The organism is Lysinibacillus sp. UBA6686, from assembly GCF_002455205.1.
GTDB lineage: Bacteria > Bacillota > Bacilli > Bacillales_A > Planococcaceae > Lysinibacillus > Lysinibacillus pakistanensis.
In genome coordinates, this window is sequence record NZ_DKJS01000023.1 from 44,986 (window position 1) to 61,181 (window position 16,196).

Here is a 16,196-nt window from a genome sequence, read left to right on the forward strand (position 1 = left end):
TCACTTCCTTTTTTCTAATGTTTCCTTGATATTTGGCATATGCTTGATTAGCATACAAAGCATTGCTATGAGTATCGGTATGTATAGCTGAAAATTTCCTGTTTGGATAAGAGCCACACTATATAAAACAAAGCCACCAACCATACCTAGAGTAAGACTTCTAGTAAGACCAAACACAAGTGCGCTTCCTAAGATCATCCAAAAAAATAGACCTGTTGAAAGGGCAAGTCCAACTCCAACAAATGTAGCTACGCCTTTTCCACCGTTAAATTTCAACCAAACAGGGAATAAATGACCAAAAATAACACAGGTAGCTCCCACATTTATAACCCACTCTTCAAGGTGCCATATACGTCCCAAAAGAACGACTGCTACACCCTTCAGTGAGTCGCCAAAAAATGTCCAAACGAATGCAGCTTTGCCAATTACACTCCCTGCATTACGGGCTCCCAAGTTTTTACTTCTTTCATCTTGAAGGTTAACCCCATATGCTTTTCCAACGAAAAAAGCCGTCATAAAGTTTCCTATTATATAACTTAAGAGCCAGTACACCCCACTCAAATGCGCACCCTCCATTCATTTTTCACGTTGCTTTCACCTTCATTTACTTAAAAAAAGCTGTATAAGCCACATGCCTATACAGCTTTCATTTATTTTGTTCTTTTAGCAATAGTTTGTGCAATACAATCGCCATGGAAGCGGCCATTCTCGATAAAGATCTCATTGGCATTATTTCCTGCTGCAATCACACCAGCAATAAACAAACCCTCTATATTCGTCTCCATCGTCTCTGGTGTAATAAACGGACGCCCCGTTTCATCATCAATAGTTACACCCATAGCACGAATAAACGAATGATCTGGATGATAGCCAGTCATTGCAAATACAAAATCATTTTGTAAAACTTCTTCTTGTCCATCTATCTCTAAAACCACCTCATGCTCACGAATTTCTAGCACATTTGTATTGAAGTGCATCTTCACTTCTCCATTTCGTACTACCCCATCAAATTCTGGTAATACCCATGGTTTGATGCTAGGTGAATACTCATTGCCACGATAAACTACCGTCACTCGAGCACCAGCTTTATTTAGCTCAAGCGCTGCATCCACCGCTGAATTTTTTCCACCTATCACTAATACATCTGTATCAAAAAATTCATGTCCTTCTTTAAAATAATGGAAGACTTTCGGTAATTGTTCTCCCTTTATCTTTAAATAATTAGGATGGTCATAATAGCCAGTTGCTATCACGACATAGGGCGTTTCATATACTTCTTTATCTGTTGTTACTGTAAATAAAGCATCATTTTTCTTCACGCTATTTACTTTTTCAAAGCGATTTACCTGAATATTTTTCAAACGCACAACTTCTCGATAATACACAAGTGCTTGATTTCGTTTTGGCTTGCGTCCTTCAATAATAAAAGGTACATCTCCGATAGCTAGACGTTCACTTGTACTAAAAAAAGTTTGATGTGTAGGATAATTGTAAATCGAATTTACAATATTCCCCTTTTCAATCACAATTGGCTGTAATCCAATATTTTGCAAAGCTATTGCTGCTGCTAAACCACATGGGCCGCCTCCAACAATTATGGCATCTGCTTGCTGCATTTCTTGACACTCCTATCAAATTCGATTAGCGAAAGGTGCTAATCCTCTCTTTTACATAATAAAAATTAGATCCATTCTCATTATACGCCTTCTATCAGAATTTGGTTGTTTATTTACCCGAAATTTCAATGTCAATAATATGACACTGCGGTTTTGCACCAAGTCTTAAGGGTAATAATGTTGTCCCATAGCCATTACTCACTAACGTCATGACACCTTCTCGCTCTCGATAAGAGCCATTTGGATGGGCACCATAAGGACCAATTCTAATTTGCCCACCATGTAAATGTCCTCCAATCATTAAATCCGCTCTAAATTTTGCTCGTACTCTCGCAAAAACACCAGGATTATGAGAAATAAATACAACTAAATCATTCTCATCAACTTTTTCAAATGCTTTATCAAAGCTATATTTTTTTGTAGATGTGTCTTCAATCGCACTTAACCAAAAACGATTTTTTTTCGGTAAGAGAACAGCATCATTCGCAATAATTTGAACACCATGCTCCTGTAATATATCGCGTAGCCGTTGCTCACCTACTTCTCTATCATTATTTCCCCAGACAAAATAAGTCGGTCCTAAAGGGGTTAGTAATTCTAGATTATCATGAATACGTTTAATCGGTGTACGTCCATCAGCAAAATCTCCACCAATTATTACCGCATCAAACTGGTCATCTAATTGTTCAATCATACGGCGATTAATTTTGCGTAAATGTGTATCCGAAATAAAAAATAGTCGAATTTTTTCCTGTTTACCCTTTAATGGTAATTGATGATGTAAGACATTGTTTTCATGTGCTACCTTCAACATATAGAGCAGGAACACGATGACTATTAAAATCAATAATCCAATATAAATCATTCTCTCACATCTCCTTACGAAAGCAAAAAGACGATTCGTTTATATGAAGAATCGCCTTTTACTAAATCAGACGAACGCATCAACCTTTTTGTTGTTAACGTTTGTCCATTATTTTATACTAGAAAAACTTCATTGCCAAAGAATGACACCCATTTTTCTTATGGTAATTTAATTACTTGCCCAACCATTACTGTATTCGAAGACATGCCATTCGCTGCACGAATTTTTGCAAGCGTAGCTTCACTTCCATCACCGTAATGATTCAAGGCAATACGATATAAATTTTCATTTTCCTTCACTGTATGGGTACTTGCTTTTGCAGCATTCTTTGCCTCTTCAGCCTTACGTGCTTGTTCCGCCTTTTTTGCCTCTTCCGCTTTTCTTGCTGCCTCTGCTTGCTGTTGTGCTAGTTTAGCTTGCTCAGCTTTTTTAGCTTCCTCGGCCTTTCTAGTTTCTTCAGCCTTTCTAGCTTCCTCAGCCTTCTTTGCTTCCTGAGCAGCCTTTTGTTCCGCCGCTAATTTTTCAGCGTCCTTTTTAGATTGATTCTCCGCTTCCTTTTTCGCTTTATCATCTTCTTTTTTATTGCCAGTCGACCCAGTGGCATCCGTTTTATTTCCTGATTTATCAATTTCTAAAACTTGTTCAGAAGTATTTTTTTCAGCCTCTTCAATCGATTTACCTGGTTCGTAAAATTTTAAAAAATAGATTAAAATTGAAAATGGAATTAAGATAAAGATTACAAAGAGAATCGTCATTAAAGGGATTTTCCGTTTTGTCTTTTTTGGCTTTTTATTAGGACTTCCATTTTTATTCATTCTTGAAACTCTTGATAAATTTTGTTGATCCTTTTGCTCATCTTCAAATGATTGTCGATGCTCTTCAATTTTATCGCGGTAATCTTCTTTACTCATTCGACTTTCCCCCAACCTTACTACGCTTTCTATCATTCTATTATGACGAATTTTGCGAAAAAAGTAAATGACCGTCAATTGTAGCCTAAATACCCATTAAGAGTAGCTTTAAACGGCTTTCCCATGAAATCATTTCTATTTTCCTTTCTTCCTCCAAGCGTACTTTATTGATTTCATCATAATGGATTCCACAATTTTCACAACAGTTTTCCGGTTTTTTCTGCAATTTTTGCCCAAAATACCCGACTAGTTGCGCGCGAATACAGTCTTTTGTCTGAGTAACTTTTTTCATTTCATCAACGGCCCTATATTTTTCTACTGCCAATTGATTTAATCGTGCCTTAACCTGTTCCACACTTTCTTGTTGTAACCAAAAATTTAGCACACGATAGGCCGTTTCACTTAGCTCACCATTTTTCAGCATTTGGGATGGTTGAAGACGTTGATTTAGTAATTCTTGATAGCGTTCGACATGACCAGAAGTCGGTAAATCTCCTGTTACAACAAATTTCGCAAGCTCCTCGTCACCTTCACTATACAGTAAAATGGCAATCGCTGGCTGACCATCGCGGCCTGCACGACCTATTTCCTGCATATAGTTTTCTACATTCGCAGGCATCGTTTCATGAATAATCTGTCGAATATCTGGTTTATTAATCCCCATCCCAAAGGCATTTGTCGCCACAATCCAATCGAGTTCACCATCAATAAATTGTTGTTGGATAAACTGACGATCCTCTGCACCGTGGCCAGCATGATAAGCTGCTGTGCGAATACCTGCTTGAATCAGCACCTCACAGTATTGTTCTGCACGCTTCCTTGAGGACAGATATAAGATACCTGGCCCTGCTGTTTTTTTTATATGCTGCAATATCCACTGCGCTTTATCCGCTTTATCTTCAAAGGTAACACGCCCTATATGAATATTAGGACGATCTACATCGTACATAAATTCAAATGGGTTATCTAACGACAATGTTTTAGATATATCCTTAACGACCTTTTCAGTTGCAGTTGCCGACAGGGCTAAAACTGGGGGACGATTTACCTGAGAAAACCATTGGCCTATCCGTAAATAATCCGGTCGAAAATCAAATCCCCATTGCGAAATACAATGAGCTTCGTCTACAACAATAAGACCTAGCTTTATTTGCGATAGCTTTTCCTGCACTTGCGGCTGAAGCAGCATTTCTGGTGAAGTAAAAATAAAACGATATTGCTCTAAAAAATGCAGGGCATATCGTTTTTCAGTGATAGTTAAAAAAGAGTTTAGGGCAACAACTCTCTTTTCACCAAAACGTTTTAGCTCCTCTACCTGATCTTGCATTAACGAAAGCAAGGGAGAAACAATAAGTACTGGTTTTTGCAAAATATAGCCCGATAATTGATAGCATAATGACTTCCCCATTCCAGTCGGCAATAGAGCGATCACATCTTTTTCTTGCAGAATCGCTTCAATGACCTCCTTTTGTCCGGGACGGAATGTTGTATACCCAAAATATTTCGCCAATGCTTGTTCAAGATCCATCTACACTTCTCCTTTCGCAAGGATAAGTTTTAACTGGAAATAACTCATGCCTTCAACTACTTCATGTAATGTTTTTAACTTCTTCGTTTGATATTGTTTTGAGGCTTGCCAAACCTTTTCCGCTTCCTCATAAGAGACGAAAGAACCAATCGAAAAATTCGGTTCATACATGGCTAATTCTACTAAATGATCCTCAATGGTACTTTGTTTAAGTTTTCTTATTTGCACAATTTGCTCAATGGAATAGCCCTGCTCATATAAATATGCTGTTTGTTGTGCAGAATCCGTGATTAATGCCTTTACCCTTAATCCTTCAGCAATTTCACTAAGCAAAGGATACCCCTTTTGATGCACTTCATTTAATAATGTATGTAGAAGTTCAATAAATGCCAATTGACTATCTAAAACGGCTTCCTTACGTTCACTAGCAAGCTGCTGCCACGTCCATCCTGGTAAATTATGACCGCTTAATCGATAAAGGACAAGCTGTTTATTGGGATCTGCTTGAGGCAATCCTGCAAGCGCTCTTTCGCATTCTACTAATAATTGTTCCTGTAAATGCCGATCCTGATAATTATGCTTTAGTAAAAATGAGCGAACCCATGACTGAATCGTTACATCTCTACTGATTGGGGAAAAAGAACGTACTCCAGCATTTTGATAAGAGAGGCTTTGTACAATCAAAGACAATCTTGCAAAAAAAATATGTTCATTTCCTCGATAATGCCACCCATCAAATAAAAAAGCAGGCGTTTGCTCCGCTCGCTGTAAACCGAGCTTTTTCAGGGAATAGTGACCAGATTCCTGCATATCTAACCAACTATATTGCGAAAATAACTTTACAGCATTATCAAATGTTGGTCTCGGTAGCTTTGCTAATAACCCAAAGAAAGGATGTAGCTGAAATAGCCCAATGTCTTGTATCGTCTGACCTGAGCGCTTTCCTCTTAATATATGATAAGCAGCAGAAATTGTTCTTTCGTTATTGAGCTTTTGAAAGATTTGCAATAGAATTTGATGAAACATAGACGCAAATTCCTCCAATTTCATAGTATTTATGTTGAAATGTCAGATAAACATCTTTAAAATGAGAATGAAGCTTTGTAGGAACATTGTAAAAGGAGAGAATAATAATGGCTAAATTCACAATCGTTGATAAAGATACATGCATCGCTTGTGGCGCATGCGGAGCCGCAGCACCAGACATTTATGATTATGATGATGAAGGTATTGCCTTCGTTATTTTAGATGATAACATGGGAACTGCTGAAGTTCCAGAAGATCTATTAGAAGACATGCAAGATGCTTTCGAAGGGTGTCCAACTGACTCTATTAAAGTTGCAGATGAAACATTCGAAGGTGACGCATTAAAATTCGAATAGATGAAACGTTGAAGGCATCCAAAACCGGGTGCCTTCTTATTTTAAAACGCTTTTAAAATCTTCAATTCGTCTCTAACTAAACAAGAGATGAATTTTTTTGTACCTTTTTGTAAAATTGTGTCTCCCTGTCATCTTGTTATTGCAACCATTTTTTATGTATGATAAGATTTTAGTAGTTGGTACTAATAACAGATATTATTTCATAAAGGGGTTCTTATAAATGATGGATAATTTATTACAATTAAAAGATAAAAATATTGTGGTAATGGGTGTGGCAAATGATCGTAGTATTGCTTGGGGCATCGCAAAACGTTTATTTGATGTCGGCGCAAATGTTATTTTCACCTATCGCCAAGAACGTTCATTAAAAAAATTACAAAAGCAATTAGAAAATATCGGACAATCTAATTCATTGATTGTGCAATGTGACGTAAACAGCGATGATAGCACAAAGGCTGCCTTTGATGAAATTGGTTCAAAAGTAGGCATTATTCATGGTATTGTACACTCTGTAGCGTTTGCCAATGCAGAAGATTTACACAATCGTTTCTTAGAGACAACTCGTGATGGCTATGCATTTGCACAAGATACTAGTGCGTATTCCCTTATCTCAGCAGCAAAAGCGGCACATCCTTATATGACTGAAGGCGGTTCAATAGTAACTATGAGCTATTTAGGCGCAGAACGTGTGCTTGACGGTTACAATGTAATGGGTGTAGCGAAAGCAGCATTAGAGGCTTCTATGCGCTACCTTGCTGCAGATATCGGGAAGGATAATATTCGTGTCAATGCGATTTCAGCTGGAGCAATTCGTACACTTGCAGCAAAAGGCGTTCCTTCCTTCAACACAATTTTACACAAAATCGAAGAAACAGCTCCATTAAAGCGTAATGTTCAGCAAGACGAAGTAGCAGATATGACAATTGTGATGCTTTCTCACCTATCTCGAGGCGTTACAGGCGAAACAATTTACATCGACGCTGGCTATAATATTATGGGATAATACAAAGAAGCATGGAAAATCGTCATTGATTTTTCATGCTTCCTTTTCTTAATTTGCACGATCGAGAGTGAAATCCTTTAGCATTCACATAAGGAGAATCAACATGGACAAAAATAACAACAACACTGAAATCATTTATCTTTCTGACCCATCTGAATGCTTCATGCATCCATTTTATAATAAACAAATTGTCTTTACAGGGGCTCTTTCCACGATGATTCGTGCAGAAGCTGCGAAAAAAGTGAGGGCTTGTGGAGGGATAGTACAAGGTGCTGTTACAAAGGAGACAGATTTCGTTATTCTTGGAAAGAACCATCGAGGGTTCAGTACAAAACAATTAAAAGCCGAGCAATTGATTAGACTCGGCCTAGACATTCAAATGATTGTTGAGGATGATTTTATTTGGCTTATTTCGATGTAAAGAACTTAAAAAACCGATTAAGTTCACAATCATTTAGTGCAAAAAACTAATTGGGCAGCACTTCTATTATTTTAAAACTTTTGGAGCTGGGTAATCAAAGCCCTTTGTATCCACTTCCACCTTTTTCATTCGCTGATCTTCCAATGGTTTTTCACCATCTCGTTCAACAGCAACAATCGCATCCACTGTTTCCATGCCCTCAATCACTTTCCCAAAAGCAGCATATTGACCATCAAGATGTGATGCTGTATCTACCATAATGAAAAATTGTGATCCCGCAGAATTCGGGTCATCCGAACGTGCCATTGAAATAACCCCACGTTCATGCTTCAAGTCGTTTTTAAAGCTATTAGAAGAAAACTCACCTTCTATCGAATAGTCTGGTCCACCCGTACCATTACCTGAAGGATCTCCCCCTTGAATCATAAAACCAGGAATAACACGATGGAAAATAAGACCATCATAAAAGCCTTTGTTAACTAAAGAAATAAAATTAGCTACTGTGTTCGGTGCTGTAGAAGGCTCTAATTCGATGACGATTTTTTCGCCATTTTCCATCGTAATAGTCACAATTGGATTTTCCTTCACTTCGGAAGAATAATCTACTTTTTCTTCCGATTCCTGTGCATTCTTACCCTCAGGTTGTCCTTGTTCTTTAGCTGCTCCGCAACCTGTCACAATAAAAGTCACTGTAAGCAACGCAAAGACAAGATAAATTCCTTTAAAACGCGTAAACATAGTATTTCCTCTCCTCTTTTTAGCTCGTCTATTTATTATACCGATTCGTTCGCTTATAACAAATAGTAACTCTTAAAACATAGCAAATATAGTTTGAATTAATAGAATAACACCTGCAGCGAATAGCATCATATTAATCAACCTTGAAAAAAGCTTTTGGTCAAGCCTATTAAAGAAAATTTGCCCTACAACTAAACCTATTAGTAAAATTGGCAATGCATACAAACTGTTAACCCAAACTGTTTTATTTGTACCTGTCATTGTTAATTGGAAGAGTAAACTAATTAGGTAAATAAAAATATAGTAGGCTAAAGTTGTAGCTCTAATCATTTCCTTACTTTTCATTGTACCTGCAAAATAAAGTAATAATGGGGGTCCAGCCATCCCAATACTTGTAGTTAACAATCCTGATAAAAAGCCTACTCCATAATCTCCTTTTGTCGTTGGTTGAATAGACAAATTTTTAATAAGTAGAATTGTTAATCCTATTAAAGTGATAGCAATAATTAATTTAAAAGTGATGATGTTGACAATTGAAAATATCACACTACCAAATGGTGCGCCAATTAAACTACCTATTACAATTTTTTTCAATAAACTAAAATCAACATCCTGTCTGATCTTCCATATTAATGTAAATGAAATAACTAAAGATAAAAGGATATTGATTTGTATGGCTTCCTGTGGCGAAAATAGCACTAACAATAATGGCGTGGCGATAATAGAAAAGCCAAAACCTGAGCTTGTTTGCAAAATCGAGGCAAACAAGATAATTAAAAAAAAGATAATAAGTTCGAACAAAATAGCACCTCACAATCAATAATTCCTAGTGACCCACTGCTATATGTTGTTTTTTAATAAAGCTCTTTAATAAAAAAGATAGGAAGCAGGCAACAGCTAAAAATACAGCAATCATCGTAATAACACCTATCCAGCCGAAATGCATCCAAAATATGCCTCCCACTGTCCCTCCAACACTAGAGCCAAAATAATAGAAAAATAAATAAAGTGAGGAGGCTTGTGCTTTATCATGAGTGGCTCTTTTACTAACCCATCCACTAGCAATCGAGTGTGCCGCAAAGAAGCCAAATGTAAAAATGGTAATGCCAATAATCTTCAAACTCAGAAGGCTATGTAATGTAAGGATGGCCCCTATCAGCATAATAGCAATTGACAATAGCAGCATTTTTTGACGTCCATATCGATCAGCTAAACCACCGAACCAAGCAGAACTGAATGTACCGACTAAGTAAATAATAAATATCCACCCAACAATTGTAGCACTTAAATTATAGGGCGATGCCATTAATTTAAAGCCTATATAGTTATACAGCGTAACAAAGCTTCCCATTAAAACAAAGCTAATGCCGAACAAACAAAGCATTGATGGGTCCTTTAAATGTTGTAAAAGTGAGATCGTTAATGCTTTTATTTGCAATGATCGAGCCGTAAAATGCTTGGAATTCGGCAGCATCCAGACAAATATCAGGCTAATGAGTAGACTAATTATACCAAGCACAATCATGCCCACCTGCCAATTATAAAGATCCGTTAATGTTCCGATAATAACCCGTCCACTAAGTCCCCCAACTGAGTTTCCACTTATGTACAAGCCCATAGCCACACCTAAACTAGATGGGTCGATTTCCTCTCCTAAATATGCCATGGCAATAGCAGGCAAACCCGCAAAAACGACTCCCTGTAATACTCGGAGCACTAAAATCATTTCAAAATTAGGTGAAAAGGCAAGAGCTAGGGTAAGGATCGATGCAGCAAAAATTGAAATAGTCATTAGTGATTTTCTTCCCCAAGCTTCAGACAATGAGCCAACAATAATCATGCTGATAGATAGTGCAAAGGTAGTCACTGATAGCGATAAGCTCGCAACGGCTGGTGATACATGAAACTCCGCTGCAAACGTTGGCAGTAAAGGCTGCGTTATATAGAGGTTGGCAAAGGTAATAAAGCCTGCTAAAAATAAAGCCCAATTTGCTTTATGAAACGCCTTTGTCCCCTTTTGAATAAAGTCCATGTGTCTCGCTCCTTAACATACAAACCAATAATACTATTTATTCTAATACAATTTTCATTAAAACACACGATAGGCCGTCAAAAAATCGACAAATTTATTTCTAATTTTATTTTTATTGTTATATTTTATTTGACATTTTCACTATAAATAATTTCTCTATTTTTCTAAATAAAAAATTTGGATTTAGTATTTTGAGTTGGCAATTATTGTGCTACAGTGAAAGTAATCATCTAGCTATCATTGTCAAAATGAGCCGATGACTAGACTATTTTCGTTGCACAGACTTGGAGGAATTTTTATGAAAATTATTGAAGCACTATCCCTTTCAGTACCGTATATCCACCTTGCATTAAAAGAAGAAGCAATTGTAGCTGTTGTTGAAAAAGAAAGTCAAATAGTTGTGAAATATTTAGCAGGCAAGCGAGTAGATTCAGGCTATAAAGATGGTCAAAAAGTAAATACAAACGACCAAAATGTTTTCATTGCTTTTAATGGTCAAAATGCGGATGTTGTGATACCAGAGGATGTGTACGGCGTTGCCATCAATGCTTTTTCATTCCCAATTCGTGAAAATGGTAAAGTCGTAGGTGCTCTTGCATTTGGGCTGCCAATCGACAATGAACTTAAACTCGAAGATTATATGAGCACAATGGATACTATCGTGAACAGTTTACAGGACAAAGTACATACAATTGCCTCACATTCTGAAGAGTTAGCTGCTACAAGCGAAGAAATTAACAAACAAGCACAGCATGCCCTTGAGGATTCTGAGAAAACAAATGAAGTCACTGATTTAATAAAGAGCATCTCACGCCAAACGAATTTACTTGGCTTAAATGCATCCATTGAGGCTGCTCGTGCTGGTCAGCATGGCGCTGGCTTTAACATTGTGGCACAGGAAGTTAGAAAGCTTTCCTTCGAAACCTCTAGCGCCACTGAAAACATAGAAGCATCGTTAAGAAACATCAATCGGAATCTCGAAAATCTGAAACAAAATATGGGGCAAATCAATGATGCTACCAATGAGCAGGCCCAGCTTGTTCAGGATTTCAGTGAAATTATTGAAGAGTTATCAGTTCTTAGTCATGAAATGAAGAACTTTATGCACGATGCCTTAAAATAACAATGAGGTGAAAGTTATTGATTATCAAAATCAAACCAAATTTATACTTACGTACTATTACCCTAGAAGATGCAAATGTCGTTTTCGAATTAACGGACAAATCCCGCTCCTATTTACGTGAATGGTTACCATGGCTGGATTTCACCAAAGAAGTCGCTGATACATCAGCCTATATTGAAGGGTGTATAAAGGGGCAGGAAGCACAGACAAGCCATTCTTTTGTTATTGTTTTTCAGGATGAAATTGTTGGAATTGCAGGCTTTAATACCATCAATCCTAGTAATAAAATTGCGGCAATCGGCTATTGGCTCAGTGAAGGGGCGCAAGGACATGGAATTATGACGAATACCGTTAAGGCTTTACTACAATATGCATTTGTTGTTTTACAGCTCAATAAAGTTGAAATTCGTGCTGCTGAGGGCAATGCCAAAAGCCGCGCTATTCCTGAACGACTAGGCTTTACTGCTGAAGGTACGATTCGTGCTGCAGAATGGCTTTACGATCATTATGTAAACCATGTTGTTTATGGAATGCTCGCAAGTGAATGGCAGGAGAAAAAGTAGCCACTTGAGCTTATACTACCAGGGTATATCATAAAATTTAAAGCTTCTTAATCTAAAAAGCTCAAACAAGCATAACCCCGTTCTACATTTAGGACGGGGTTAAAAATACAGTTATTTAAAAATTATAGTTTGACTCTTTTATATATTTATTCTGGAACGCTTATACATATTCATAGTAACAAAATAGCTAACAACGATAATCCCAGCAAACAGCAATAGTATATTACTATACAAATAGGCAGGTGGCTCAGCATTTAGAGGTAATAATTTCCGATTTAGCAAACGTACCGATAATAATCCACCTACAATTGCAATGCCTATTCCTTCTGATAAAAAGCTTGTGAAATTAAGCAAACTCATACCAGCACCAGCTTCCTTTTGTTCCAAACTGCTTGCAACAATGGTTGATATAACTGTTTTCGTAAAAGAAAGCCCCCCAAAAACAAAAATAACTATACTTGTGATAAGCAATGGTGTCGTTTCTATAAAAAGGGCAGCTACTATAAAACTGATAGCAAGAAATGCACTTCCAGTAGTTAACACAAATAAAGAACCTTTTTTATCTACAAGCAATCCCCCTATATAACCGAAAACAATAACACTCATTGCCCCAGGAAAAATAATCCCACTTCCGATTGCAACAGTACTTAAATGATACACATCTTTCATCATATAAGGAACCATTGAAATAAATCCAGCTACAGTTCCAAATATAAGTCCTCCACAAACAATTCCAATCATAAATGAGATATTTCTGCCTAGCGCAGGATCAACAAAAGGATTAGATACTCTTCTAATATTTTGAACAAATAGGAGGAAAAAGATTAAGCTAACGATTAAAAAGGAAATTTTATAAAATGTTGTAAACATCATAAAAAATACAATCCCCAAGGACATAAATAGTATGCCTACATTATCAAAAGAGGCTTTTATTACCTCTTCCTGTTTCAATAATTGTGCAAGGAATGGGACTGAGATAATCGTCACAATTGGCAAAAGCAGTATATAAGACCAATGGATATATTCAGCAATTGCTCCACCAATAAATGGCCCTACACCTTCTCCCATTGCTACAATGGACCCAATAAGACCAAATGCCTTTCCCCTATTTTCCTTTGGAATATAGCGGGCAACAACAACCATTACAAGTGCTGGAAATGCAGCGGCACCGGTTCCTTGTATTAACCTAGCCAAAATAAGTACCGGAAATAGAGAGTGTCCAACAAACCCGATAACCGATCCGATGCAGTTTATTATAATCCCAAATAGTAGTAGCTTTTTAATGCCTAGCTGATCCGATAGTTTTCCATATACCGCTGTCCCTATGGAAAAAGTCAATATAAACGCTGTATTTATCCAGTTAATACTTGCTGGTTCCTTATGAAAATCTCTAGCAATATCCGGTAATGAAACATTCAAAACCATTTCATTTAAAACACTGAAAAAAGAAAGAACACTGAGCCATAATAAAATTTGATTATGATGCAAATTTATCTGTGAATGAGATGTATTCACATTTTACCCTCCATTAATGAGGGTAGACGTAGTTTATAGGGTTATTGATACGCTTTCCCTCTCTAAATATACCCAATTATCTTTATTCCACTTCATATAAACTCCTCCTAAATATGATTCATATATTTTACCATATATGTTACAATTTTTAACCCAGATTTTTTGCGTAAATGACTGACTTTTTTTAAACCTACTTTATCACTTTACAATAAAGACCTGATGACTATAGTCATCAGGTCTCTATTTCTCATTATTGCTCGACGGTTTCCTTCTCTTCTTCTTGCTCAGCTATAATAGGTGCCTGTTTTTTTTCTAAGCCAGCTGCAATTTGCTCTAGCTCCGGACGTAATGTATGCTTACCTGCATAGCTTTCAATAAGCTCCTTAACGTCAATCCCTGATGTTTCCTTTAAGGATTCTTGTAATGTGGACATAAGGTTTGTTGCATAGGCAGTTACTTTGTTCGCGCCACCGCCGCCTTCTCCACCACCAGTATCGACAACCGTAATCTTATCAATATTGCCAAGAGGACTTGCAAGCTCCTTCGCATATTCCGGCATCATGCGCACAATCATATCTAAGACTGCCGCTTGACCATAGTATTCAAAGGCCTCAGCAATTTTGCGTTTTGCCTCAGCTTCTGCAAGACCACGCAGACGAATAATTTCCGCATCCGTTTCCCCTTTTGCACGCTCTGCATCCGCTTTTGCAAGACCGTCCAGACGTATTTTCTCCGCCTCGGCCTGCGCTAATGATTCAATTCGGTATTTCTCTGCATCAGCCTGTGCAAGCTCACGCATTTTTTCGGCAGATGCGTTTTGCTCAACAGCATAACGATCCGCATCAGCCTTTTTCTTCACTTCTGAATCGTATTGCTTTTCTCGACGTAAAATCTCTTTTTCCTCTAATTCAATTTGCTTTTGACGTTCAATAATGCGAATTTGCATTTCCTGCTCTGTTACTTCCTGCTTTGCACGTGCCGTCTCTAGCTCATACGCTTGGTCCGCGCGGGCTTTTGCGATATCCTGCTCACGACGGAATTCAGCTACTTTTAATTGATTTTCTTTTTCCGCTTCAGCTATTTCTGTGGCACGCTCAAGCTCTGCCTTTTGTGCTTCTTTCGATGCCTCTGCACGCTTAATACGTGTCTCTTTTTCTGCATCTGCAGTTGCAATATCTGCATCACGCTTAACTTGGGCAATACGAGGCTTACCAAGCGATTCCAAATAACCGTTTTTATCACGTACATCCTTAATCGTAAAGGAGACGATTGTCAGCCCCATCTTTGCTAAGTCTTGGGATGCAACACGTTGTACCTCCTGAGAAAATTTATCACGATTTTTATAAATCTCCTCCACTGTCATTGAGCCTAAAATGGAGCGTAAATGCCCTTCTAATACCTCACGTGCTTCATTTTCACGCTCATCTTTTTGCTTTCCTAAAAATTGCTCAGCTGCAGTTGCAATTTCAGAAATGGACCCACCGATTTTAATAATAGCAGTTCCATCAGCCATCACCGGTACTCCCTGCTCCGTATATACTTCAGGTGTAGTTACATCTAGCTTACTAGATAATAAGCTTAATGGCTGTGCTTGCTGGAAAATCGGAAATACAAATGTACCGCCACCACGAATTATTTTAATACGATTTCCTGACTCATCCTTATGTACATTTTTTGAGCCAAGATAGCTACCTGTTACAATCAGTGCTTCATCAGGACCCGCTGTTCGATACTTTGTCACATACAGTGCCACAAGTGCAATTAAAATAAAAGCTACAATACCTATCACAATTAAAATTTCCATGGACATATAAATATCTCTCCTTTAGACAAATTTCTTCTCATAGGATCTTACAAAAAGTGTGCCTTCCTTGACCTCTACAACAAGTACCGTTGTATCATAGTCGATTGCCTCATTGTCATAGCCAGTTGCTCGCTTAGAAATCATGCCACTTGCTGTTTCAATGACAACCTCTCCAAAGCCGTCACTTGGAATTGGGACAATAACCTTCCCAAGCTGACCACCAAGCGATTCTTCTGTATAGGCTAACGAAACATCCGCTGATCTGAGCGGAACTAGAACGAATAAATAAAATAGTGCACTTAAAATAGCTCCGATGATAGCAGCCGCAAAAATATTCCAAACGCTAGGGAAAAAGGCTAACTTTTCTAAAATAAATCCTGCTGCTGACATCAACGTAATGAAAGATAGAATGACACTTGGATTAAAAATCGGTAGACCCTCACCAATGCCCTCAACAGCATCACCAAAAAACATAAATAATAGCGTTGCAAGGCCTGCGAAGATTAATACCACTAAAAAGATTTGCTCGAGTGAATAGCCAAATAGCGTCAAGTTGTTCACCCCTTTTCATTGTATTACCTACTATACGGATGTACGCTTTCAAAAGTTTCATAATTTTTCTCATTTTTCTAACAAAAGAAAAGGAGCCTAAAATATTATGCTCCTCTTGATGTTGTTGAAATACTATTATGTCA

General features: G+C 37.6%; 17 protein-coding genes. 5 read left to right on the forward strand and 12 right to left on the reverse strand.

The window, feature by feature from the left end:
• The 6 genes from B2R82_RS06040 to B2R82_RS06065 all read right to left on the reverse strand — a co-directional run bounded on the left by B2R82_RS06040 (position 1) and on the right by B2R82_RS06065 (position 5,946).
• A complete protein-coding gene (locus B2R82_RS06040; RefSeq protein ID WP_286923997.1) occupies positions 1 to 576 on the reverse strand; it encodes a glycerol-3-phosphate acyltransferase in 576 nt (191 codons plus the stop codon).
• A 74-nt stretch (positions 577 to 650) separates the two neighbouring features.
• Positions 651 to 1,616: a YpdA family putative bacillithiol disulfide reductase gene (locus B2R82_RS06045; protein WP_286923998.1), complete on the reverse strand. Its 966-nt coding sequence runs from the start codon at positions 1,614 to 1,616 to the stop codon at positions 651 to 653.
• Positions 1,617 to 1,725: 109 nt separating this feature from the next.
• Entirely contained in the window at positions 1,726 to 2,481 is a 756-nt protein-coding gene (locus B2R82_RS06050; protein WP_286923999.1) for a metallophosphoesterase, read from the reverse strand.
• Positions 2,482 to 2,639: 158 nt separating this feature from the next.
• Positions 2,640 to 3,392, reverse strand: coding sequence for a LysM peptidoglycan-binding domain-containing protein (locus tag B2R82_RS06055; protein WP_286924000.1), 753 nt, complete (start codon positions 3,390 to 3,392; stop codon positions 2,640 to 2,642).
• 85 nt (positions 3,393 to 3,477) lie between these two features.
• Positions 3,478 to 4,920 (reverse strand): RecQ family ATP-dependent DNA helicase, encoded by a 1,443-nt coding sequence (locus B2R82_RS06060; protein ID WP_286924001.1) that lies wholly within the window; start codon positions 4,918 to 4,920, stop codon positions 3,478 to 3,480.
• Positions 4,921 to 5,946: a helix-turn-helix domain-containing protein gene (locus tag B2R82_RS06065; protein ID WP_286924002.1), complete on the reverse strand. Its 1,026-nt coding sequence runs from the start codon at positions 5,944 to 5,946 to the stop codon at positions 4,921 to 4,923.
• 107 nt (positions 5,947 to 6,053) lie between these two features.
• Here B2R82_RS06065 and B2R82_RS06070 point away from each other — a divergent pair, with 107 nt between their 5' ends.
• The 3 genes from B2R82_RS06070 (at position 6,054) to B2R82_RS06080 (ending at position 7,726) form a co-directional block, all read left to right on the forward strand.
• Positions 6,054 to 6,302: a ferredoxin gene (locus tag B2R82_RS06070; RefSeq protein ID WP_054771236.1), complete on the forward strand. Its 249-nt coding sequence runs from the start codon at positions 6,054 to 6,056 to the stop codon at positions 6,300 to 6,302.
• Positions 6,303 to 6,522: 220 nt separating this feature from the next.
• Positions 6,523 to 7,305: an enoyl-ACP reductase FabI gene (locus tag B2R82_RS06075; RefSeq protein ID WP_283871506.1), complete on the forward strand. Its 783-nt coding sequence runs from the start codon at positions 6,523 to 6,525 to the stop codon at positions 7,303 to 7,305.
• A gap of 103 nt (positions 7,306 to 7,408) precedes the next feature.
• On the forward strand, positions 7,409 to 7,726 hold the full coding sequence (locus B2R82_RS06080; RefSeq protein ID WP_283871505.1) for a BRCT domain-containing protein: 318 nt from the start codon (positions 7,409 to 7,411) through the stop codon (positions 7,724 to 7,726).
• A gap of 66 nt (positions 7,727 to 7,792) precedes the next feature.
• On the opposite strand, the gene B2R82_RS06085 is transcribed toward B2R82_RS06080, so the two are convergent.
• The 3 genes from B2R82_RS06085 to B2R82_RS06095 form a co-directional block, all read right to left on the reverse strand.
• Positions 7,793 to 8,464, reverse strand: coding sequence for a peptidylprolyl isomerase (locus tag B2R82_RS06085; RefSeq protein WP_286924003.1), 672 nt, complete (start codon positions 8,462 to 8,464; stop codon positions 7,793 to 7,795).
• A gap of 72 nt (positions 8,465 to 8,536) precedes the next feature.
• Entirely contained in the window at positions 8,537 to 9,265 is a 729-nt protein-coding gene (locus B2R82_RS06090) for a sulfite exporter TauE/SafE family protein (protein WP_286924004.1), read from the reverse strand.
• A 25-nt stretch (positions 9,266 to 9,290) separates the two neighbouring features.
• Positions 9,291 to 10,496, reverse strand: a complete 1,206-nt coding sequence (locus tag B2R82_RS06095) for an MFS transporter (RefSeq protein WP_286924005.1) — start codon at positions 10,494 to 10,496, stop codon at positions 9,291 to 9,293.
• Positions 10,497 to 10,794: 298 nt separating this feature from the next.
• Here B2R82_RS06095 and B2R82_RS06100 point away from each other — a divergent pair, with 298 nt between their 5' ends.
• Both B2R82_RS06100 and B2R82_RS06105 read left to right on the forward strand, forming a co-directional pair.
• Complete coding sequence (locus tag B2R82_RS06100; protein WP_283871501.1) at positions 10,795 to 11,619, forward strand: methyl-accepting chemotaxis protein; 825 nt, start codon at positions 10,795 to 10,797, stop codon at positions 11,617 to 11,619.
• A 17-nt stretch (positions 11,620 to 11,636) separates the two neighbouring features.
• Complete coding sequence (locus B2R82_RS06105) at positions 11,637 to 12,182, forward strand: GNAT family N-acetyltransferase (RefSeq protein WP_286924006.1); 546 nt, start codon at positions 11,637 to 11,639, stop codon at positions 12,180 to 12,182.
• A 138-nt stretch (positions 12,183 to 12,320) separates the two neighbouring features.
• Here B2R82_RS06105 and tet read toward each other — a convergent pair whose 3' ends face one another.
• From tet to B2R82_RS06120, 3 genes are all read right to left on the reverse strand, one after another.
• Complete coding sequence (tet, locus tag B2R82_RS06110) at positions 12,321 to 13,697, reverse strand: Tet(L)/Tet(K)/Tet(45) family tetracycline efflux MFS transporter (protein ID WP_286924007.1); 1,377 nt, start codon at positions 13,695 to 13,697, stop codon at positions 12,321 to 12,323.
• Positions 13,698 to 13,947: 250 nt separating this feature from the next.
• Entirely contained in the window at positions 13,948 to 15,507 is a 1,560-nt protein-coding gene (locus tag B2R82_RS06115; protein WP_286924008.1) for a flotillin family protein, read from the reverse strand.
• A gap of 15 nt (positions 15,508 to 15,522) precedes the next feature.
• Complete coding sequence (locus B2R82_RS06120) at positions 15,523 to 16,053, reverse strand: hypothetical protein (protein WP_283871497.1); 531 nt, start codon at positions 16,051 to 16,053, stop codon at positions 15,523 to 15,525.
• Positions 16,054 to 16,196 lie beyond the last annotated feature (143 nt).

What these genes read in the sequence shown, in the direction of transcription:
- B2R82_RS06040 (WP_286923997.1), bottom strand. Translation starts at nt 576, where the DNA reads ATGGAGGGTGCGCATTTGAGTGGGGTGTACTGGCTCTTAAGTTATATA.
- B2R82_RS06045 (WP_286923998.1), bottom strand. Translation starts at nt 1,616, where the DNA reads ATGCAGCAAGCAGATGCCATAATTGTTGGAGGCGGCCCATGTGGTTTA.
- B2R82_RS06050 (WP_286923999.1), bottom strand. Translation starts at nt 2,481, where the DNA reads ATGATTTATATTGGATTATTGATTTTAATAGTCATCGTGTTCCTGCTC.
- B2R82_RS06055 (WP_286924000.1), bottom strand. Translation starts at nt 3,392, where the DNA reads ATGAGTAAAGAAGATTACCGCGATAAAATTGAAGAGCATCGACAATCA.
- B2R82_RS06060 (WP_286924001.1), bottom strand. Translation starts at nt 4,920, where the DNA reads ATGGATCTTGAACAAGCATTGGCGAAATATTTTGGGTATACAACATTC.
- B2R82_RS06065 (WP_286924002.1), bottom strand. Translation starts at nt 5,946, where the DNA reads ATGTTTCATCAAATTCTATTGCAAATCTTTCAAAAGCTCAATAACGAA.
- B2R82_RS06070 (WP_054771236.1), top strand. Translation starts at nt 6,054, where the DNA reads ATGGCTAAATTCACAATCGTTGATAAAGATACATGCATCGCTTGTGGC.
- B2R82_RS06075 (WP_283871506.1), top strand. Translation starts at nt 6,523, where the DNA reads ATGATGGATAATTTATTACAATTAAAAGATAAAAATATTGTGGTAATG.
- B2R82_RS06080 (WP_283871505.1), top strand. Translation starts at nt 7,409, where the DNA reads ATGGACAAAAATAACAACAACACTGAAATCATTTATCTTTCTGACCCA.
- B2R82_RS06085 (WP_286924003.1), bottom strand. Translation starts at nt 8,464, where the DNA reads ATGTTTACGCGTTTTAAAGGAATTTATCTTGTCTTTGCGTTGCTTACA.
- B2R82_RS06095 (WP_286924005.1), bottom strand. Translation starts at nt 10,496, where the DNA reads ATGGACTTTATTCAAAAGGGGACAAAGGCGTTTCATAAAGCAAATTGG.
- B2R82_RS06100 (WP_283871501.1), top strand. Translation starts at nt 10,795, where the DNA reads ATGAAAATTATTGAAGCACTATCCCTTTCAGTACCGTATATCCACCTT.
- B2R82_RS06115 (WP_286924008.1), bottom strand. Translation starts at nt 15,507, where the DNA reads ATGTCCATGGAAATTTTAATTGTGATAGGTATTGTAGCTTTTATTTTA.